This window comes from Myroides phaeus, from assembly GCF_900099675.1.
GTDB lineage: Bacteria > Bacteroidota > Bacteroidia > Flavobacteriales > Flavobacteriaceae > Flavobacterium > Flavobacterium phaeum.
This window is the reverse complement of record NZ_FNDQ01000007.1, coordinates 80,777-103,439: the sequence shown is the minus strand read 5'-3', so window position 1 is coordinate 103,439 and position 22,663 is coordinate 80,777. Positions and strand designations below refer to the sequence as shown.

Below are 22,663 nucleotides of genomic sequence, written 5' to 3'. Positions count from 1 at the left end.
TACTATTGTTGTTTATATTTTAATTTTATGCGTTACGTTCAAGTTTGATTTAACTGAACAGTTTTTTGTTTTTACCTTAATAGGTATTCTTCTACCTACTAAGCAACCATTTCTATACGTCTGTACAAATATTACCTCATACAATACTCCAGTAGGTTTTCCATCATCATCTACCTCTTCAATAGGCGTAATCTTACCTGGCATTTTAAATTTATTTTCACCTAAATCCGTAAGTTCATCCCCGCCTTTTTCTTGGGTAAAAATCTTGTAAGTACTACAAGCGTCACTTGGCAAAATTTCTAACACACCACTATTACAGATGTCCTTTGTATCTTTTTCAATGTCGAAATTACTTCCCAAGTCAATCTTTGGAGCGATACTCACCTCATACACTTTTGTGAAGTTTCCTAAAACCCCAACGATACTACCATATGAGATCTTAACCCTATCAAACGGCTCATCAACCTCATCAATGATCATTTTAAATTTGTTCTTGTAACCAATCCCTAATAGTTTTAAGTCAATTACTTTTACTCCTCCCGTACCATCAATTTCTTCACCTACCTTTTGATCTCCGAGGTAACGTTGGATTTTATATCCTTTAATCAACTCTAAACTCAATACAGGGTTACCTGGTACTTCTGTAATGATATGTAGCTTATCACCAGGTACAGCTTGTTGTTTAAACACTACGGTTAAACTTGCCATATTGGCTACAGCTACCCCTCTTGAAATCATTGCATACGTTTCTAAATCATCATCAACAGCATTCCACGCATGAGAAACAGAAGCCGTAGCACTTGCTACTCCTAAACCGATATCTTGTACTCCGTGAAGCACGTCTAACACAGATTCGTGAACACCTGTTGTAACAGGAGCACAATATCCAGGGCTAAAAGCATCTACTCGCTTCTCGTAGTACACTCCATATACTTTTGCCAATTGAGCTACCCCAACTAAAGCACCTAAGGAAATTTGAACCCCGTGATACGCTTGAGCTCCATTCTTATCAGAAGGAACAAATGTGTATTCAAATACGTTGTCAGAAGCTAATAAATCAAGTACTCCTCCTGCAACTGGTTTAATAGCTCCAATTCTCTTACCATTTGCATCAAGCCCTACAACCGACATTCCTCCTGCCAATACCAATCCGCTATACTCCTTACCTAACTTAATAGTAACTGGCGTACCTGCTGGAACAGGTTGATCTCCATCAAAATAAATATTCTGCCAAGTAGTCCCTAATCCAAGTAAAGCTACAGTCGTAGAAATAGTAGAGTGTGTGGTTGGATCTGTGTCTGTTGCATTTTCTTTACCTGCCACAAAACCACCTAAAGTCGTATATGAAGTCGTTTGCCATTTACCAACTCCCGTAGCATATACACGCTCTGTTAATGGAGGACAAACTGAACTATCCCATACGTTTACAACCAAACTTTCAAAAGTTGCACAACCATTACTTGACTCACTTGATACTGTTAAGGTGTAAATACCAGGAGCTGTAAATTCAACTATATCACCTGTTTTTAACTTTTTACCAGTATGGTCATTCCACACTACATTTGAACCATTTGTATATACTACTGGTAATTTGATAGAAACTGGTGTTTTGCTTTCAGGAACAAACTTTAATCCTCTCCTATTTCCTCCTTCTATTTCTAATTCTGGCACTGGATTATATTCTATAACAATCGGATCAGATGGTTCAGAAAAACATTTTTGATCAGTCTTAATACGCACTGTATAAACCCCAGGCTGATCAGCTATAAAAGTTTTTTCTTTTCCTCTTTTCGCTTCTTGCTCTTGCTCTTCTTTAGTTGCATTTTTATCTACATTACCCTCAATTGCAACGCCATTCAAATACCATTGATAAAAATTAGCTTCCTCATTTACTGTTAAAATTCTCTCGTCGCCTGAACAAATCACCTCACTTTTTCCGTTTACAGTTGGTTTTGCTGGCATAGAATCTAATTCTACTTTCACTTCAGCAGCATCCCCTTGGAAACAATATCCAAAGTCCTCTACGGTTACATAGTAAGTTGTATCAGCTAAAGCAGTAACAGTAATAGATGATCCTATTTGTGGTACATCTGTTCTGTCTTTCGTCTTATACCATTTGAAAATTGGGTTATCTAATTTTGGTTTCCCACGTCCATATAACTTAGCTTTTAACTCTACAACTTCACCATAACAAACTTTTAGAATAGTTGAAGTAGTTATAGAACTCTTATCAATTGGTTTACAATTCGTAGACAACTTATACTCAACTTCTTTTGATTCTTCTACTCCTTGAGTATTCTTATAAGTAACTACTGCCTTATTCACTACTTCATTCGCTGAAGGAGCATTCTTAACTTTCGTCTTTAACGTAAAGTCAATCGACTCACCTACTTTAAGTACCCCTATTTTGTATGTAATTTTATTGTCATCTACTATACCACCACCATTGTCAATAATCTCTATTACAGCAGGTACAGCCTCGCTAATTACATCTTGAATCACAAACGACTTTAAGTCTTTATTACCTGTATTTTTTACCGTAATTAAATATGTCAATTCATCGCCAACCAAAGCCTGATTGCTATTTGCTCCATTACTACTTCCTGTCTTAGTAATTGCAACATCGTAATTTGGTGTTACCCCAATCTCAGTACCTGGTTTCTTTGTTGTATCAGGTGTAGTTGGTTTATTATTATCTGTTGGCGGAAATGAAGGAATCTCTTCTCCTGTCTGGTTAACTCTAACCACAGCAATATTTTTAATAACATCAATTCCTTCTAAATTGTCATTTACTTTAGCGATAAAAGAAAAAGAAGTCATTTTTCCTGTTTTCAGTTCCACATCACTTGTAAAGTGAACCTTTCCATTGTAAAAATCTCCTCCACTTACGTAAGTCAGTCCTTTTGGAAGTTCATCATTAACCGTAAACCCAAGCAATGAAGCTGATCCATTATTTTTTACGTGGATTGTATATTCAACCATTTCTCCACCCTTTACAGTAGTCGTCTTTGAATTACCATCAACTTTATAAGACTTCCAGCTTACTACATCAGAAGATGCATACACAGAACAGCTACGCGTTACACCGTACAATTCAACAGGAGGGAAAACACCAACGTTTAACACGTTTTTAATTCCAACTGAAATACGATCATAACGACCAGCTACTTTAAATGGAATATCAAGAACGTTTCCAGCCTTAATCAAGTTTAACACATCAACTCCTTCTACTAATCCATTTTTCCAATCCAAGGTTGCTACTTTCGCATCCCCGTTGTAAGCAATAATTTCTAAGCTTTCTAACAAAGGAACAGTTACCCCACCCTGACCTACTTTTAAGCGTATTTTAGTTACGTCATTAGGCACAGAAAGTGTATTGAAATAAATAAACTGTTTTACTGAAGCACCAACTCCCAATGTCCCTAAACTGATTTGAGAGAAATTAGTTGTATTTTCATTAATAGCCCATTCCGGATTTGTAACACCAGCCTTTCCTAAATCATTCACTGATAAACTAAGACCATCATATTCATAAGAAGTTGCAAAAGCAGGCGCACAAGTATCACTTCCTGTTTCATAACACATTCCGTACACATTCATTGAATTTGGAGCAGCAGTAGCACCAACCAATGCTTTAGAAACATCCGTAATTTTAATTGACTTATATTCTTTAGAAGGTGTAATTGCTAAATACGTACGCCCTAAAGCATCAACTATAACTCTAATTTTTCCATTTTTAAATGAAGATGTTACAGCCTGACTTCCTTCTTCTAAAACCGTTCTTCCTTTAGAATCCTTTACCTCTACTTTAAAATAGTGATCTCCTAATAAAACATTATTCAATAAACCTCCTACAACATTACCTAAACTACCGCCCAGTAAAGCTTTTAACTTATCACTTTCAAAATCAATTCTTACATACGAAGTAACATTAGCCTTTACCGAATTTTCATATCCCAATTCTACATACCCTTCCTTTTTTCCTAATCCTAATAAAATACCAGCCCCAGATTGAAGTGTCGTGTACGAATCAAAATTCCCATCAAACAAGTTATTGATGTCATTTGCATTTTCAGCTCCTATTAAAGTAGTAGCACAAACTGGCGAAATAAAAGGCGATACCCCCGTAGTAACCGAACAAGCATCATTCACTCTTTTCACCCCATATAATCTAATAGCAGGAGTTACAGACACATTAACCCCAGCAAAGGCATTTATCTCTACCCTATCAAATGTTTTTCTTGTGTCAAATTTTAGTGTTTGAATTCCCCCTGACTTAAACAAACTCAATAAATCAAGGTTGTTTACTAATCCTTGTTGCAGTCCAAATGTTTCTTGCTCTTTATCTCCTAAATACGTTTTAACCTTATAACTTCCAATTAAGTTAATACTCGCCAAAGACGTAGGATCTAATTGTAAGCGCACTTGAAGTTCATCACCAATTTGAGAAGGCGTATTAAAATAAACCATCTGTCCTACAGAACCACCAAGCGTTATAAGCCCTGTACTAATCTCAGAATACTCAGATGAGTTATCGCTAATTGCTTTATATGGATCTTTTGCTCCAGCCTCACCTAATTTACCTAAACTTAAAGTAACACCCTTTTGGTCATAAGAAGTAAACTGTGGTGCAAAACACGCATCAGTACCTATCTCACGACACATATTATATACTTTTAAAGTACGCGTTTCTCCATTTGGAATACTCGACACTTTATTTGTAACCTTTATACTATTATAAGATGAATTAGGAGTAACAGCTAAGTAGTATCTACCCATTTTATCTTGTACTACCGTCATTTTACCTCCCGTAGTTCCAGCAAAACCATTCTGACTTGTCGTTTTAGCAACTGATGTACTACCGTTATATGCCTCCACTTCAAAATAAGAATCACCAATTAAAGCACCTACTACAGCATCTAATGCCTTACCTAAAGTACCACCTAACAATTTCTCTAACACCTCATCTTGCGAATCAATGCGGATATAAGAAGTTGTATAAGCAGGCACAGTAGTATCATACCCCATTTGAATCATACCATGTGCAGGTAAAGACGAAAGTAAAGAGCCCGCACTTGCAATTAGTGAAGCATACGTTTCATTATTACCATCTATGGCATTTGTTGCAAAATCAACGTTTTCAAAATCTATAATTGACGTAGCACAACTTGCCGTTTCAAAAGGCACAGCTGTTGGTGTAGGTACAACTACTTGCGGATTAACACATGTTTTACCATCATATCTTTCAACGTCATAAATATGCAAACCATCATTAGCTAATTCCACGCCAATAGCTGTATTAATGCGCAACTCAACTTTGTCAAATGCTTTCCCTGGCGCAAACGTCAATATAGAAGGCTCTTTTCCGTTAAGCAATGTAAGTAACTCAGTACCATTTAATAAACCACCACTCAAAGAGCGATTATACACCAACTGATTCTTGTTATAAGCTCTTACTTCTAAGGCATTAATCACATTCAAATCTAAGAGACCTTTATTTGCTCCAATCTTTATATTGAATGTAGCATCTGCTGCTGAAGTAGTTGGGAAATTAAAATATTGTGATAAATGACCACCTACACCAACACTTAATACTCCTCCCGACTTTAAAACAGAATAAGTAGCCGCATTACTATCAATAGCTAAGTGATATTTATTATCTGTAAACCCCTTTAATAATGAGATGTCAATACCTATAGCATCATAAGATGTACCAACGGGTTTACCACAATCTGCTGCTGTACTATTTTCATAAAAAGCTCCATAAACATCAAATTCCCCTCCTTTAAAAGGAAGTAGTGCTTTATTCGAATTAGTGATATGAATAGAAGTAATCGAACTATCAATATTAACTGACAATAAAAAGTCTCCTTTGTCATCTTGAATCACACTTAACTTACTTTCTTTCTCAAAAATTTTATCTGAAGCACCTCTATAAACTACATTTGAACCGTTTTTTGCTACGATATCAAACACCTGATTTCCAATTAATCCTGAGACTACACCATCAAGTATACCACCTAAAGTACTTCCTAGTAATCCTGTCAAAAACTGTTTTTCAGAGACTCCTATTTTTATAAAAACGATCTTATTAGCAGGAACAGATTGTGTAAATCCTATTTCCAAGCTACTACTTCCAGTTCCAGCAATACCTCCTTTACTTAAAACAGCTTTTGTGCTTAAATCTCCGTCTACAGCATTATTACTATTACTGACATTGCTTGAAGACATCATTTTTGTAGCATAAACCCTCTCCTGTCCATACCCATACGTCAGTGGTACGAGCAGTACTAAAAATATTATTAACCTCTTCCAAAGAAGAAAAGTAGTTTTGTTTTTCATTTGTTGTTTGTTAATGTGTTTGAGTTTTGTTTTTTGTTGTGTTGTAATTGCAATTGCTTGTGATAACAATGCAAAAACAGATTCTCTCTCTTTCGCTCTTAAAAAAACACAGCGCACTATTAGTATTTTAATACTACCTGGTGTTTTGCCTATAGAAATTGTGAATTGTGGTGGTCTATTAGGCCAAAGTATCCCTGTTATGCTATCCATTAACAGGCTTACTACTCGTCTGATCAAAAGAGTCCTGTGTAGATTTGTCATTTTCTTAGCAAAGCCTACACTACCCTGTCTAAGTTTCTGTTTTAATTCTGTTCAGTTTCTCCATACCAACTTTTAGGTGAATAATAAATAGTTTTAAAACTGTTGCTCTTCATAAAGCGAGGAACACAGCAATTCAATAAATCATAAAAAGGCCGTCCTTTGGTCAGAAACATTTTTCACAATTCTCATCCCTGTAAAAAACCTTTACAAAAAGGAAACAGAAACAAAGCTTTGTGATAAAAATTACAACTAATCTATTCACTGTACTTAGCAACCAAAAAAGGAATTATTATAATTTACTCTTACCATAAATCACTTATGGCTTTTAAAATTATTGTTCGTTAGTAAGAAATTTGCAGTTATAAAAAGAAGTACTCCTACCAGTAACTCTAAAAGCATATTCCTTAATAAAGTAGAAATTAAAAACCTTATTAAGGAAATGATATATTCTCAAAATGTCCCCACAAATCAAGAAAACATACCTGCTTTTAGCGAATCACAAATAGATAAAAAAACTATCTTTTTACCCCTGTAAATCATTTAGTCAAAAGTAGAACGAACACAAGGGTAAAAGCCTATACCAACGGATAGTTTTACTCATAAAACGAGTACCAATACTTTTTTATGAAACAAAATATTTCTTGTAATAAACGGACATCAATTGGTAATCAATATATATATATTACTATAAAACAAGCTATTACAAAAAAAATAAAGTACCAGTACCCCCATACTAAGCCAGTAAGTGACATTATCCAAAAAAGATAAAAAATCTTAAATTCGTCCCAATTAATTGTATCTTAGCATAAAAACAAATAAGACCATATTCTGGGTGCAAAATCTCAGAATTATCCCTTCTCATAGGGCTACATTAAAACCTAAAATATACTGTTAGGGGTAAAGAAAACAGAACAAGTTTCTTAGAGACTCCTCCTCCTAATAAATCACAAATAATCACCAAGTTTAAAATCACATTACACTCTCTTAAGTCAAGAATTAAAATTTATATCAGCAATAGAAAACTCATCATTCAAAAATTATTATAAAAAAACTCTATTTATAAAAAACACATTATTTCATATAAACAACCACAAAACAACATTTATGTTAAATTACAATGAATATCTACAATAATTACAGAATTACAATCTCTCTATCACCAAGAATAAACAAGTATATCATTAATCAATAAAACATTAGGGAAAGCTTTATATTAAAAATAACCATTCTTAGTAGAAAAAGGTATATATTGCAGCACCAAAACAAATGAATAAAAACCATGACATCTAACACACAAACACTTTACAATCAACACTATAAACAACAACCTATTCAATTTTTAACAAAACGGATGTAATAATCTTTATCAATTGTTGTGCTTTTTCATAGATAAACTCGATACTTCAGTAAGAGAAAACTATGATACTTAAGTACTTCAGACATAAACCTGTAAAAAAGACAATTAGAAAAGGAGATATAAATAGCGAGTAATTTCACAATTATTACAATCTCTATATATAGTTTTAATTACTTCCATTGATTACTTTCATTATCTCGGGAATTGTCGTAACTTCAATGTAGCAGAAAACCAGTAATACCAAAGGCTAAGGGGTATAACTGCAATTTTTTGCTCTTGAAAAAGAATTGTTTTAGTTAAAAATTTAAGTTTAATGAGGTCGAAAAATAAACTATACCACGTTCTTATTGTGGTATGCTCAATAATAGCAGTAATTGCTGCTGTTCCTCTCTTTCAAATCTGTAGTAAAGCCTATTGGTTTTCTACTAATTTCATAACTACTCTTACTCACGAACTATGTGGTAGTGACTGTAGTATAAATGCATTTGTATTCGTTGGGTTAAACTCAATACTTTCAATTAAGGAGATTTATTTCTCTCACGCTATGTTGCCTACTCTTTTTTCGATAGAGTTAAATCCTTTTGTTGCCGTACCAATGGTGGCAATGAATTATTTTATATCAGGTTTATTCTACGGAATGGCTGTTTTGTGTCTAATGTCTACATTAGTAATATACAAGATCTTTAAAGAGCGTAAATGGCGCCTTTATTTCTTAATACAAGTTTTAATTACTTGCTATTTTATCATTGGAGATATTCAATCATTTACAACACTAAAGCCAGAATTATTTGACAATTATATACAAACGGGAATTATCATTGCTATCTTAATGTTAACCTCCTTATTATTGTCAACTTATTTTCCTTTTAAGACTAAAAAGCTACTATTTAAGTATGAGCTTAAAATATTTACCGCTATTTCACTAATTGGTATAGCCTTTTATTTTTCAAACTTTTTGTCAAATCCTGTTACATCGCCTTTATTAAATGTGTCGATTGTTATCGTATTTGCATTAACACAGTATTGTATCTACAAACTAAGTAAAACCGGAAAATATATTCTATATCCTATCTTAATCGTTTTATTAATTAAACTCTACACTATTTGTTTTACACAAACAACACTTTTTGAAAGCATAGAAGAGTTTACAAACTCTATCAGTGCTTTAAAAGTAGTAGCTATTTTAATCATCTTGTTTAGCATTATTAATAATTATGTGCTTATCAAGAAGTTTCAGAATAGAAATATCGAAAATCAAGTTGTTATATCACAGTATGTAGCTTTATTAAAAAACTACCACGAACTACTGATTGAAGAAAAGAAAGCGAAAGCTGTAAAAGAAGCAGAAACAGTTTCTTTAAAAGACCATCAAGAAAATTTATGTGAGTATTTAAAAACGAATTATAAGCTTACAGAAAGAGAACTACACGTACTCTATCACATTTGGGACGGTATGAGCAACAAAGAAATTGCCAGCGAGCTCTCCATATCCTTGAGTACAACAAAATATCACATCAGCAATATTTACTTGAAACTGAATGTCAATTCCAGACCACAAGTATTTGCTTTAAAAGATTGGTAACACCTTACGGTTGCCAAAAAAGGCTAACAACGAAGTATCGTGTTAGCCTTTTTATATTTTCTCTTTAATTTTTTAATATCCCTCAAAAGTAAAACGCTTAAAGAATGGACGTACCTCTTCAAAGAAGTCCTCCTCTAAGGCTACTTTCAACAAAAACTCTGTAAACTCAGGTTCAAAGTCGTAGCGATTAAACTTTGTAACAGAAAGCATTCCATTTAACAAATCTCCATAAAAGAGTTTCTGAGGCTTTGTTCCCGTCAGGTAGAGCTGTTGTGCTAAAATATAATTATAGCGCTTATTTCCCTTCTTTACCCCCTTAAACAGGGTATCAAAATACGCTTTAACCAACTGCTCCCATACTTTTTCATCTTGAATATTGTTGATCGACAAGGCAAACTTTTCAATATACTGATCTACATACGTACCAATGCGTTTACTGTAATGCGTAATGCGTTTATCAAAAGCGTATATGGTATCTAAAAAACCTGTGAATATTTCAAAAGCCACCGGTTTACTAATATTCATTACTACAAACTGATCTATCGGCTCTAAAGCTATCGTCAGCAAATCAAGTACTTTCTTAATCTTCGCCGCCTCTAAGGTCTTGCGCTTTCCAGCCACAGAAAAAATAGCTTGTTCTGCAATTTCTTTCACCTGCTCTTTCGTATAGACCACTTCTTTCGTACTAAACGTCAAGGTAAATTGTTGTTCTAAGGGTTTATTCTTTTTAAACACCCCACTCAGCCAGCTCATTAAAACCTCTTTGTCCATACTTAGCATTAGCTCCTCACTTTCGGTCAGTTTCTTCTTTCTTCTTCCCCCTTTTGCTTTTGTAGCTTTTGTATCGCCAGTAGTGGTCGTATTCATCGCCAATAGCACAGCTATTTTGTGTAAACAAACAGCGGTAGTTTCAGCACAGTCACACTGCATTTCCTTTACCTCCTCTTCTTGTAGCACAATACTAACATCATAGCTATGTTCTGCATCATCTACAAAGGCTATAAAGTGTCCCTTTTCTTCTTCTTCTAACTCCCTAACAGGCATCACTGTTGCCTTGGCAATATCTCTTTTTAAGGTTTTCTTTAGTACGGTTTCAATCTTCATAAATGACGGGATAAATTACTATAGCAAAGCTACGTTGTATAAAGCAAATTAAAAAACGTTGGTTTTAGCAGGAGTGCTTTAAGGGGTGTTACTCAAAAATGCAAGCCATTCACTAAAATCTCTTTTCTTTTGCTACACAACAACACTATCTTAGGATTGAATACACGTGTAAAATAGTCTAACAAATAAACTGATGAGTAGTAGTAATCACGTTGGTTTTGGAGGAATTCTTTTGTATTTATACCTCATTACAAGTCAAGTTATGACTTTGTATTTTTAGTATCAATGGATACAGGATCACAGTTTTGTGAGTACTGTATTTATTCGCCCTTTTGTCAGTGAATTAAAAAGGGCTACTTTGGATATTTTTTATTTGGTAGAACATTGCATTACAGTATGCTTAGGGGAAATAAATTATACAAGTTATTTATAAACAAACAATATCGAAATATCATTGCAGACGCTGGTGCTGATCCGTATTGCATTGATATCAATCAAATCACAGACCAAGACGCTCCTATTTACACAAGTATGCACGGAACTGGGCAATGGGAGTTTGAATTATACGCGGATAGTTTTCTTAGCTTTTTAAAGGAAATCGCGGGGAAATAACCGCTATAATAGATAAGCAGTAAGCAGTATGATTGGGTTTAGCAATTTTTAAATAATATATAGCTCTATTTCCAAATCTTAAATTAGGCTTATTAAAACAATCATTATCTACATAAAGAGGTTTCTTAATGTTTTACATTTAAAAGTTTACTATTTTAGTGCCACTTTAAAAATTTCATATCCTTAATTAAACAAAACTTATTTTCAGATGTCAGAAGAACAAAAAAAAATATTAGAACAACAGCTTTGGAATATTGCCAATACGCTTAGAGGTAAGATGAATGCAGATGAATTCCGAGATTATATTCTTGGATTTATTTTTTACAAATACTTGGCAGAGAAAATGGAAATTTATGCCAATTCCATTTTAGAAGAAGACAACATTGAATTTAAAGATATAGATGAAAACTCATCAATAGGAATCGAATATATTGATGCTATTAGAGATGAAGCTCTTGAAACCTTAGGTTACTTTTTAAAACCTTCAGAGCTTTTTAGTGAAATCGCTAAACGTGGAAGTGGAAGCACCAATACCTTTATTTTAGAAGACTTACAAAAGATTTTAAATAATATTCAGTTAAGTACAATGGGGACTCAAAGTGAAGAAGACTTTGACAACTTGTTCGAAGACATGGATCTTAATAGTACTAAACTTGGTAAAACAGCAGAAGCACGTAATGAAATCATTGTTAAAGTATTAGTTCATTTAGATGAAATCGACTTTAAACTTGAAAATACAGAACTGGATGTTTTAGGAGATGCGTATGAATACTTAATTGGTCAGTTTGCCAGCGGAGCAGGAAAAAAAGCAGGTGAGTTTTATACACCTCAAGAAGTTTCTAAGATTTTAGCAAAAATTGTTACCACAGGAAAAAACAGATTAAAATCAGTATATGACCCTACTTGTGGTTCTGGTTCTCTATTATTACGTGTTGCCAGAGAAGTAAAAGATGTGAATAATTTTTACGGTCAAGAAATGAACCGTACTACATATAACCTTGCCAGAATGAATATGATTCTGCACGGAGTACATTACTTAAAATTCGATATTAAACAAGAAGACACCTTAGAGCATCCACAGCATCTAAACGATATGCCTTTCGAAGCAATTGTAGCAAACCCTCCGTTTTCGGCAAAATGGAGTGCAAACCCTCTGTTTCTAAGCGATGACCGATTTAGCCAATATGGTAAATTAGCACCTGCAAGTAAAGCTGACTTTGCTTTCGTGCAACACATGATTCACCATCTTGCGGAGAATGGTACTATGGCAATTGTTTTACCTCATGGTGTCTTATTTAGAGGAGCTGCAGAACTACATATTCGTAAATATCTTATCGAACAGAAGAATTATTTAGACGCTGTAATTGGACTACCTGCAAACATCTTTTACGGTACAAGTATTCCTACTTGTATTTTAGTCTTTAAAAAGTGTAAAGAAGACCCTAATCACATCCTATTTATCGATGCTAGCAAAGAGTTTGAAAAGGTAAAAAACCAAAATATGCTACGCAACGATCATATTGAAAAAATTGTGGATACATACCGCAATCGAACTGCCATTGAAAAATATAGCCACTTAGCTACGCTTGAGGAAGTTGCAGAAAATGATTACAACTTAAACATACCGCGTTACGTCGATACTTTTGAAGAAGAAGAAGAAATAGATATTCATAGTGTTATGAAAGAAATCAAGTCTTTAGAAGCAAAAAGAGCTGAACTTGACAAAGAAATTGATGTTTATTTTAAAGAATTAGGACTAGTTTTTTAATTAAAAATGATAAGTATAAGTTATGAATAACGAGCAAAATATTATCATCTATAAAACGCAAGATGGTCAAGTTTCTATTGGTTTATATGCAAAAGATGGCTCAGTTTGGATGAACCAAATCCAACTTGCAGAACTTTTTGACACCTCTAAACAAAACATAAGTCAACATATAAACAACATTCTAGAAGACAAAGAATTAGACCAAAATTCAGTTGTAAAGAATTACTTTACAACTGCCTCTGACGGTAAAAATTACGATGTTACTTTTTACAGTTTGGATATGATTCTTGCCATTGGTTTTAGAGTAAGAAGTAAACGAGGCACACAGTTTCGTCAATGGGCAAACCGCAATCTGAAAGAATATATGATAAAAGGGTTTGTAATGGATGATGAACGCCTTAAAAACCCAGATGGAAGACCTGATTATTTTGATGAACTACTGGAACGCATACGTGACATACGAGCATCGGAAAAGCGGTTTTATCAAAAAGTACGTGATCTGTTTTCTTTAAGTAACGATTACGACAGCACAGATAAAACAACTCAAATGTTTTTTGCAGAAACACAAAACAAATTACTTTACGCTATTACAAACAAAACAGCTTCAGAAATTATCGTCTCTCGTGCCAATGCTAATGACCCAAATATGGCTCTAACAAGTTGGAAAGGTTCAATAGTACGAAAACAAGATATTTTTATTGCCAAGAACTACTTAACGCAAGATGAAATTGATAGCCTTAATCGTTTTGTTGTCGTCTTCCTAGAAACAGCTGAATTACGAGCTAAAAACAGACAAGATATTACTATGGATTTTTGGCGTGAAAATATAGATCGAATTATTGAGTTCAATGACAAAAAATTACTGACCAATCGTGGAAGCATTAGTAAAGAACAAATGGAAAAAATGGTAGAGAAAGTCTATTTGGAATTTGATACAAAACGCAAACTGCAAGAAGTCAAACAAGCCGACGCTGAGGATTTACAAGATTTAAAAATCTTGGAAGATGAAATCAAAAAGAGAAAATAGTAAATCCTTAATGCTAAAAAAAGAAGACAAGAATATGACCAAGATAATAAAAAAGAAAAAAAATAATCTTAAGGTTCCTAATTTGAGATTTCCAGAGTTTGAAGGGGAATGGGAGATTAAGAAGCTGGGGGAAGTTTGTGAAATAAAAACTGGAAACAAAGACACTCAAAATAAAATTGACGATGGTAAGTATCCTTTTTTGTCCGTTCAAACACTGTAGAAAAAATCGATAGCTATTCATATAATGGAGAAGCAATCCTCACATCTGGTGATGGTGTTGGAGTAGGAAAAAACTTCCATTATATCAATGGGAAATTTGATTTTCATCAGAGAGTATATGCTTTAAGAGATTTTAAAGAAGGGTACAATGGTAAATATATTTATCATTTGTTCTCTAGTAAATTTTATAATAGAGTAAAAAAGCTATCTGCTAAAAATTCAGTAGATTCAGTAAGAATGGATATGATTTCTGGAATGAAAATGTATTTTCCTTTAATATTTGAGCAACAAAAAATATCATCTTTTCTATCACTTGTTGACGAACGTATTCAAACCCAAAACAAAATAATTGAACAATTAGAAACCTTAATTAAAGGGCTAAGTGAAAAGATATTTTCTCAGAAAATTAGATTTAAGGAATTTACTGACGAATGGAAAGTGAAGAGTTTGGGAGAAATGGGCAATACTTTTAATGGTCTATCTGGAAAAGCTAAAGAGGATTTTGGGAAAGGCATACCTTATATTCAATACAAACAAATCTTTGACTCTGCCAAAGTTCAAATAAAAAAATGTGGACTTGTAGAAATTGCACAAAATGAAAATCAAAACAGTGTGAAGTATGGTGATATTTTTTTTACCATATCATCTGAAACTCGTGATGAAATAGGAATGTCCTCGGTCTTATTAGATGAAGTGAACGAAATGTACCTGAATAGTTTTTGTTTTGGATATAGACCTTTCTCACTTCAAGTTCTAAATCCGCTTTTTGCAAGTTACCTGTTTAGAAGTTCCGTATTTAGAAACGAAATAGTTAAATTAGCCCAAGGGAGTACTCGATATAATATGTCTAAAATTGGATTAATGAAATTAACAATCTCATTGCCTAGTTCAAAAGAACAAATTACTATCGCTCGATTTTTATCAAGCATTGATCAAAAGCTCCAAACAGAGAAAAATATTTTGGATAAATATCAATCTAAAAAGCAATTCCTACTACAAAACCTGTTTATATAAACAGGTTTTGTAGTAGGTGCCTTTTCTTTATCTCATACTTTTGCAGTAAAGTTTTTTCAGTTTTTATTTTTTCATCAATAGAAGATAATAACCTTTCTATTTTAATTTGTTCTTCTGCAGAAGGACAATATATAAAAGCTTCTCCGTAGTCTTTGAAATAGATATGTGGAATCCCAGAGCCAACTTTGTATTTCTCAAAGTTGAAGAATTTTAAACAGAAAAAAATATACTTCAAATTAACATCTTGTTTTACAGTTAGATAGTTCAAAGTACCAATAACCGAAAACTTATCCGAAGCGTATTGAACCTTTCCAACTCCAGAACCATCTTTTATTATTAAAATCGAATCTTCATTAATTTGAGAATTTTCCGTAAATGCAATAACACCTGTAGCTCCATAAACTGGGTAAATTCCATTCTTATCAATTACATCGGATTCTGTTAATGATGATGAAGAGCAAGAAACACAATTATTTATTTTCTTATTTGGTACTTGATTTAGAATTAGTTTCTGACAAAGCCCTTTAATTAAGGATTTTATTTCCTATGTGATTACGCTTCGCTATCAACTCTATGAACAAATTCTTAATCAAGAAAATGAATATGTTCAAATTAAGGATACTTTAAACTATGAACAGCCAACTAAATATTTGGTTACAAATACGGATTATTCATCTGATATTTCGTTAATTCCAGTTCTAACTGCAAATAAAGCTTTTGTATTAGGATATACCGATGAAGAATTTGGTATTTATGACAAAGGTCAATGTATCATTTTCGATGATTTTACAATGGATATAAAGTTTGTTAATTTTCCATTCAAAGTAAAATCTTCAGCAATTAAAATACTGACAGCGAAACCAAATGTGAACCTAAAATTTATATTTGAGTATTTGTCATTTTTAAATCTATCATCAAATGAGCACAAACGGCATTATATCTCTGAAATTGAGCCTCTTAAAATGCAATTACCAAATTATATTCAACAAACATATGTTGCAGGTCTTCTAGCAAGTATTGACGATAAAATAAAAACTGAATTTGAAATTCATACGCTATTACTTAAGCAGAAACAATACTTGTTAGCTAATTTATTTATATAAATAAATTAGCTAACAAGTATCTCTTTTGTTTTTCAAATTTATGCAATAGTTGGCTTTCAATATCAATCTTTGAATCTATAGATGAAAGGTAATCAGCAATCTTTTTTTGCTCCTCAATACAAGGTAAACCAAATTTAATTCTCGCAAAATTGTCGTAGAAAAGATAATCTCTTACTCCTCCTTCAACATTTCTTAAAACTTCCCTATTAAAAAAATCTGTCTTTAGATATTGATATAGAAAGTTGTCATTTATGGTGTTATCTGTTTTAAAACAAACATACAATGAACTGATAATAATATTCTCTAAGTTTTTACTATAGCCAATAGATCCCACATTAATTCTTGCTGGATTATAGGCAAAGGTGTTTTTGTCAATTATTTTGTATAGTTTAATATCGTAGCCTCTATCTTCGCTATCAACTCCCTCGAATTGCTCACTTTGCGGAACGAATCCTAATTTGTTATTTATAGAATAAACAGGAAGCTTTTCGTTATTTTTATTTCTCTTATTTACAAGAGTTGTAACCTCTCCCAACTTTTTAGTATTCCAATCTATATGGTTTTCATTGTTTCCATTTTTAAATCTCAATTGACGTGAAAATAATTTCTTACTAATCGTAATCTTTAATAATTTCAACTCCTCAATTATTTTGTTTTGGGTTGATATCCTTTCGTCAATAAGTGAAAGAAACGAAACAATTTTATTTTGTTCATTTTGATATGGAAAAGTTATAAAAGTCTCTCTTAATGTTTTTAAAGATAGATTTTTAATAGTAGATCCTGTTAGTTCTGATTTAAAATAACTTTGAATTGCTTTGGTTTGCAAACTGAAGTATATAAAATCAGATGCTTTATCAAAATTGAAATAACCTACGCTTTTTCCAAGCATTACGTTCTCATTATTATACCTTGCTATATTACCAATTGTTCCATTTAAAGAAATTAATAATGTATTTTCTTTTAAGCCTTTTCTGTTTCTTTCATATGTTTCTATATCTATATTTTTAGTATTTTCATTTAATTCAATTTTTCCATTTACTAAATTGTTTCCATTTATAAAATAAAATTCTGAATCACTTACATATGCAGGAGTTCCATGTAATCCATCTCCAATCTTTTTTGCAACCTCCCCCAGCATCTTCGTTTCCCATTCCCCTTCAAATCCAGGAAATCTCAAATTAGGAACCTTAAAACCGAAGCTATCTGGGTGATTAAATCTCCTTAATTGTCTTTCTTTGACATTCTAAAAATTTAAAACAATATGAATAAACAAAAAAGACTTTCAGAAGTAGCTGAATTATGGAAATTAGACAAAAAACAATACGTTAAAAAATCCAGTTTCTCAGCTTATACACTTCTGATTGAAAATCATTTATTACCAACCTTTGGAGAACAATACGAAATAGAAGAAGCCGATGTTCAGAAGTTTGTCCTCCAAAAGTTAGAAGCAGGCTTAAGCCATAAAACAATTAAAGACATATTGATTGTTTTAAAAATGGTCTTGAAGTTTGGAGCAAAAAATAAATGGTTAAGCTATACCCCCTTTGACATACAATTCCCCACCGAACGTGACAAACAAAATTTAGAAGTATTGAGTAGAGCCGATCAGAAAAAAATAATGAACTACATCCAAGAACACTTTACCTTTAAAAACCTCGGCGTTTATATCTGTTTAAGCGCTGGAATACGCATTGGAGAAGTATGTGCCCTAACCTGGGAAGACATTGATACAGATAATGGCGTTATTAGCATTAATAGAACTATTCAACGCATTTATGTAATAGAAAACGGAGTGAGAAAAACAGAACTCATATTAGACACCCCAAAAACAAAAAACTCTATCCGTGAAATTCCAATCAGTAAAGACTTACTAAGAATACTTAAACCTTTTAAGAAAATCGTTAATTCAACTTTTTTCGTATTAACAAACGACGCTAAACCTACCGAACCACGTACATACCGCAGTTATTATAAAAAATTAATGAGTGAACTTAATATGCCTGAATTAAAATTCCATGGCTTAAGACATAGTTTTGCTACAAGATGCATTGAAAGCAACTGTGATTATAAAACAGTTAGTGTCCTTTTAGGGCATTCCAATATAAGCACAACGCTTAATTTATATGTTCATCCCAATATGGAACAAAAGAAAAAAGCAATAGAACAAATGTTCAAAAATTTAAGATAAAATAAATATGATTATGGATTAGGAGAAATGAAGACAAATCTCTTTATTTTGTTAAATTTGTTTACAAATCAAATATTCACGTTTTAAACTCCTAATTCATAATTATTTTGAGCAAGCAGTCTGAACAGTTTTTAGAAGAGCAGTTATTAGTCCAATTACAGAAATTGGGCTATAAATATATTTCTATTAATGACGAAAAATCTTTAATAGGTAACTTAAAATCTCAATTAGAAAAACACAATCGCATTCAGTTTAGCGATAGCGAGTTCGAAAAGGTTTTAAACATACTTACGAAAGGCTCTGTATTTGAAAAAGCAAAGACATTGCGAGAAATGAAACACCACATCATAAAAGATAATGGTGACAATCTATATTTTGAATTTTTAAATACGGAACACTGGTGTCAAAATGAATATCAGGTTACAAATCAAGTTACACAAGAAGGAAAATATGTCAATCGATACGATGTTACAATATTGATAAACGGTCTACCTCTTGTTCAAATTGAGTTAAAAAGAAGGGGGCTTGAATTAAAAGAAGCTTTTAATCAAATAAACAGATACCAAAAGCACAGCTATGGTTCTGGTAAAGCATTATTTCAATATGTACAACTATTTATTATAAGCAACGGAATAAACACCAAATATTACAGTAATTTTGGAACTCACACTCCTGAATTCCTACAAACATTTCATTGGACAGACGAGTTAAATAATCCGTTAAACAATGTTTTAAATGGCTTTACTGATCGTTTTTTAGAACCTTGCCACGTCAGTAAAATGATTTGTAAATATATCGTACTCAATGAAACTGATAAACGTTTGATGGTACTTCGTCCCTATCAATACTATGCAGTAGAGAGTATTATAAAAAAAGTAACTGAAAATGAGATTCTAAATGGTTATAACATTGAGAAAAATGGATACATCTGGCATACCACAGGAAGTGGAAAAACCCTAACGAGTTTTAAAGCCAGTCAAATTTTATCCAAAATACCTGCTATAAAGAAAGTAGTATTTGTTGTTGACCGTAAAGATTTAGATTATCAAACAAATCAAGAATACGACAAGTTTAGCAAAGGTTCTGTTAGTTCTGCTACTAACACAGATGATTTGATTAAAAAATTCATTGACCCTAATGTACATATCATTGTAACCACAATACAGAAATTAAATAATGCCATTTCGGGTAGAAATGTATCAAAAATGAAATCCATCAAAGCGTTGCGAATGGTATTTATTTTTGATGAATGTCACCGTTCTCAATTTGGAGATACACACAGAAACATTGTTCAATATTTTACAAACATTCAACTATTTGGTTTTACAGGAACACCAATATTAGCTGAGAATGCTAATGGAGAAAAAACAACTGCAAGTCTTTTTGGAAATTGCTTACATAAATATGTAATTACTGATGCTATTCGCGATGAAAATGTATTGAAATTTTCTGTCGAATATATACAAACGTTTAAAAAGAAAGAGCATATCATTGATTTAAAAGTTGAACAAATTAATGAAACAGAAGTTTATGAAGCTCCTCAACGTAAAGAGGCTATCGTTGATTATATTGTCCAATACCACAACCAAAAAACACAAAACAAAAAGTTTTGTGCAATGATGTGTGTACAAGATATTGATTCTGTAATTCAGTATTATGAAATTTTTAAAAAGAAGAAAAAAGAAGGAGAACACAATCTAAAGATTGCTACTATTTTTAGTTTTGCTCAGAATGAAGAAGAAATGGAAGAGCAAGTTGTTAGCCAGCTAAATATTGCTGCAGAGGCTCCTTCTGAATATAAAATAAATTACGTACCTCATCGCCGAGAACTATTAGAAAATTACGTTGAAGACTTTAACGAACAATTTGGCGAAAAACAAAATATAAAAGACACAGAAGGTTTTTATAACTATTACAATGCTGTAGCTAAAAAGTCTAAACAAAATGAAACTGATATTCTCTTAGTAGCAAATATGTTTTTAACTGGGTTTGACAGTAAATACCTAAATACATTATATGTCGATAAGAACTTACAATATCACGGACTTATACAAGCTTTTAGTCGTACCAATAGAACGTTAGACAAAAATAAAACACAAGGAAATATTGTGTGTTTTAGAAATCTAAAAGAAAAAACAGATCAGGCAATTGCACTATTTAGCAACAAAGAAGCGATTGATGAAATCATTGTAGAACCTTATGAAATTTATGTTGACAAGTTTAATGAGGCAACTCAAAAACTTATTGATATTGTCCCTAAAGTAGATGCAGTAGATAATCTATATTCTGAAGAAGAACGATTAAAATTCATCTTAGCATTTCGTGCATTGATTCGACTGCACAAAAAAATGACTCACTTCACAGAATTTAACTGGGAAGACTTAGAGATAGAAGAACAATTATTTGCTGACTACACAAGTAAATACTTAGATTTAAAAGAAAAATTAAATAAGGATACAGCTACACCTGAAAAAACATCAATTCTAAATGATATTGACTTTGAATTAGAATTAATAAGACGAGATACAATTAATGTTACTTACATCCTTCAACTATTAATTACATTCAAATCAAAGCAAACTACCAAAGACAAAGAAGCTATTGAAAAGGAAATATCTAATTTATTAAATACAGAAGTTTCTTTAAGGAGTAAACGAGAATTAATTGAAAAATTTATTCAAGAGAATTTACCTTTGATTGAAGATACAGATACAATTACAGAAGAATTTGATAAGTTTTGGGTTAAAGAACAACAATCTGCCCTTGAAAATTTAGTTGAAACGGAAAACTTGTATAAAGATCAAACTGAAAAACTAATAGAGAACTTCCTATTTTCTGAACGAGAACCTCTAAGAGACGACTTACTTAGTTTAAGAAAAGAAGGCAAACCGAGTGTACTTAAATTCAAAGAAACAGGAGACCGCATATTAGGAAAAATAATAGGGTTTGTAGATACTTTTATAAATGGTTTTACAGGACATTAAACTCAATGCATTCAGATAAAAAAACAGTATTATAATGGTTATAAAAAGAGATTAATAAAATAATTTTAGCTTTTTATAACCATATTATACAAGTCAACTATCTCTAACACAGAAACAAAATTTCTCTTACCATCTTAAAGAAAAATATTTTGTTTACTCCCTATTTATTACGTGGTTTAATCCAACAAAAGCCTGCCTACATACAAACACCTTAATAACTGAATTACAATAACATACATATTTAATTCGCTTCTTTCTTTGGAACGGCTTTGCAATAGTACAAGAATCCTTCGCAAAACAAGGGGGTTTTGCGAAGGATTCCTAACCAATGCCAAACTCGTTCCCGATAAAAACAACAAAGTAAATCATTATTAAAACATCATAAAGGCAAATCATTATTCGCCTATATAACAATATAAAGTAAAATATATCTGTAATAGAATATCTCTTTTATAACTGGGAATTGAAAGACAACAAATCTATCATAAATAGTTTTATATAGATACAAGAACAACCTATACCTACTTTTATTCTTATTTGGTTAGAGAGTATGACACAATACTCAAACACGTCCTGTGAAATATGATAAACCGGAAACAGGTTGTAGTGCCAGTGCTTTTTTAGGGAAGTTTTAATGAAGAGAGTGTTGTTGGAAAAAGAAAACCCCACAGTGTATGCTGTGGCGGTTTTGGGTTTCTATATAAATTAATAATTATCTATTTTTTTATTCGTGGCTATATCAAGCTTTACATTTGCTCGTCGAGCTTTCATTTGTATATTTTGCTTATCTGTATCTTTCTTAGGAGAACTACTACATACTATATACGCTTTTGAGTTTCCTTTAGATCCTAATTGTCTTTTAGTTTCAATTATTTGATCTATCCCATGTTTAACATCAGTTCCTTTTAATTCGATAAAAATTTCTAAATCTTTACTGTCTACAATTAGCATAAAGTCACACCTTATCCCCTCTTTAATCTCACATCCATCTACGGCAACTCTTTTGCTTACAACCTGATCGGGATTATTCAGCGTTAATTTTCTTCCATTTTCTTCAAAAACGTGAATCTTACGAGAATCTTCTATTATACATGCACTCATA

The 22,663-nt window shown here is 32.3% G+C and carries 13 protein-coding genes and 1 pseudogene; 9 read left to right on the top strand and 5 right to left on the bottom strand.

Annotated features, from left to right (window positions below; translation table 11 throughout):
* Positions 1–12: 12 nt before the first annotated feature.
* On the bottom strand, positions 13–6,552 hold the full coding sequence (locus tag BLT46_RS05275; protein ID WP_245722947.1) for a COG1361 family protein: 6,540 nt from the start codon (positions 6,550–6,552) through the stop codon (positions 13–15).
* Between the two features lie 1,721 nt (positions 6,553–8,273).
* On the opposite strand from BLT46_RS05275, the gene BLT46_RS05270 reads away from it, so the two are divergent.
* On the top strand, positions 8,274–9,542 hold the full coding sequence (locus BLT46_RS05270; protein ID WP_090407299.1) for a helix-turn-helix domain-containing protein: 1,269 nt from the start codon (positions 8,274–8,276) through the stop codon (positions 9,540–9,542).
* A gap of 72 nt (positions 9,543–9,614) precedes the next feature.
* Here BLT46_RS05270 and BLT46_RS05265 read toward each other — a convergent pair whose 3' ends face one another.
* On the bottom strand, positions 9,615–10,646 hold the full coding sequence (locus BLT46_RS05265) for a hypothetical protein (protein ID WP_090407296.1): 1,032 nt from the start codon (positions 10,644–10,646) through the stop codon (positions 9,615–9,617).
* 396 nt (positions 10,647–11,042) lie between these two features.
* Here BLT46_RS05265 and BLT46_RS05260 point away from each other — a divergent pair, with 396 nt between their 5' ends.
* From BLT46_RS05260 to BLT46_RS13300, 5 genes and pseudogenes are all read left to right on the top strand, one after another.
* A complete protein-coding gene (locus BLT46_RS05260) occupies positions 11,043–11,258 on the top strand; it encodes a hypothetical protein (protein WP_090407294.1) in 216 nt (71 codons plus the stop codon).
* Positions 11,259–11,466: 208 nt separating this feature from the next.
* Complete coding sequence (locus BLT46_RS05255; protein ID WP_090407291.1) at positions 11,467–13,026, top strand: type I restriction-modification system subunit M; 1,560 nt, start codon at positions 11,467–11,469, stop codon at positions 13,024–13,026.
* A gap of 22 nt (positions 13,027–13,048) precedes the next feature.
* A complete protein-coding gene (locus tag BLT46_RS05250; protein WP_090407288.1) occupies positions 13,049–14,053 on the top strand; it encodes a virulence RhuM family protein in 1,005 nt (334 codons plus the stop codon).
* Positions 14,031–14,575 (top strand): annotated as a pseudogene (locus tag BLT46_RS13245) (restriction endonuclease subunit S); the annotation flags it as partial. The gene BLT46_RS05250 and the pseudogene BLT46_RS13245, both read left to right, overlap by 23 nt.
* Before the next feature lie 135 nt (positions 14,576–14,710).
* The gene (locus BLT46_RS13300; RefSeq protein WP_394332438.1) at positions 14,711–15,286 is read left to right on the top strand and encodes a restriction endonuclease subunit S; all 576 of its coding nucleotides are present in this window, start codon (positions 14,711–14,713) and stop codon (positions 15,284–15,286) included.
* Here BLT46_RS13300 and BLT46_RS05235 read toward each other — a convergent pair.
* Complete coding sequence (locus BLT46_RS05235; protein WP_218127640.1) at positions 15,279–15,713, bottom strand: restriction endonuclease subunit S; 435 nt, start codon at positions 15,711–15,713, stop codon at positions 15,279–15,281. The two genes, BLT46_RS13300 and BLT46_RS05235, sit on opposite strands and share 8 nt — an antisense overlap.
* Positions 15,714–15,834: 121 nt before the next feature.
* Between BLT46_RS05235 and BLT46_RS05230 the strand changes: the two genes are divergently transcribed.
* Positions 15,835–16,389: a restriction endonuclease subunit S gene (locus BLT46_RS05230; protein ID WP_176770729.1), complete on the top strand. Its 555-nt coding sequence runs from the start codon at positions 15,835–15,837 to the stop codon at positions 16,387–16,389.
* Here BLT46_RS05230 and BLT46_RS05225 read toward each other — a convergent pair.
* On the bottom strand, positions 16,382–17,566 hold the full coding sequence (locus tag BLT46_RS05225) for a restriction endonuclease subunit S (protein ID WP_090407281.1): 1,185 nt from the start codon (positions 17,564–17,566) through the stop codon (positions 16,382–16,384). The two genes, BLT46_RS05230 and BLT46_RS05225, sit on opposite strands and share 8 nt — an antisense overlap.
* Positions 17,567–17,650: 84 nt before the next feature.
* On the opposite strand from BLT46_RS05225, the gene BLT46_RS05220 reads away from it, so the two are divergent.
* Both BLT46_RS05220 and BLT46_RS05215 read left to right on the top strand, forming a co-directional pair.
* Positions 17,651–18,577 carry a tyrosine-type recombinase/integrase gene (locus BLT46_RS05220; protein ID WP_090407278.1) on the top strand — a complete coding sequence of 309 codons (927 nt, stop codon included), beginning with the start codon at positions 17,651–17,653 and terminating at the stop codon, positions 18,575–18,577.
* Between the two features lie 107 nt (positions 18,578–18,684).
* Entirely contained in the window at positions 18,685–21,561 is a 2,877-nt protein-coding gene (locus tag BLT46_RS05215) for a type I restriction endonuclease subunit R (RefSeq protein ID WP_090407274.1), read from the top strand.
* Between the two features lie 705 nt (positions 21,562–22,266).
* Here BLT46_RS05215 and BLT46_RS05210 read toward each other — a convergent pair.
* Complete coding sequence (locus tag BLT46_RS05210) at positions 22,267–22,662, bottom strand: hypothetical protein (RefSeq protein WP_090407270.1); 396 nt, start codon at positions 22,660–22,662, stop codon at positions 22,267–22,269.
* Between the last annotated feature and the right edge of the window lies 1 nt (position 22,663).

Coding starts and splice junctions, on each gene's coding strand:
- BLT46_RS05275 (WP_245722947.1), bottom strand. CDS start 6,552: ATGGATAGCATAACAGGGATACTTTGGCCTAATAGACCACCACAATTC.
- BLT46_RS05270 (WP_090407299.1), top strand. CDS start 8,274: ATGAGGTCGAAAAATAAACTATACCACGTTCTTATTGTGGTATGCTCA.
- BLT46_RS05265 (WP_090407296.1), bottom strand. CDS start 10,646: ATGAAGATTGAAACCGTACTAAAGAAAACCTTAAAAAGAGATATTGCC.
- BLT46_RS05260 (WP_090407294.1), top strand. CDS start 11,043: ATGCTTAGGGGAAATAAATTATACAAGTTATTTATAAACAAACAATAT.
- BLT46_RS05255 (WP_090407291.1), top strand. CDS start 11,467: ATGTCAGAAGAACAAAAAAAAATATTAGAACAACAGCTTTGGAATATT.
- BLT46_RS05250 (WP_090407288.1), top strand. CDS start 13,049: ATGAATAACGAGCAAAATATTATCATCTATAAAACGCAAGATGGTCAA.
- BLT46_RS05220 (WP_090407278.1), top strand. CDS start 17,651: ATGAATAAACAAAAAAGACTTTCAGAAGTAGCTGAATTATGGAAATTA.
- BLT46_RS05210 (WP_090407270.1), bottom strand. CDS start 22,662: ATGAGTGCATGTATAATAGAAGATTCTCGTAAGATTCACGTTTTTGAA.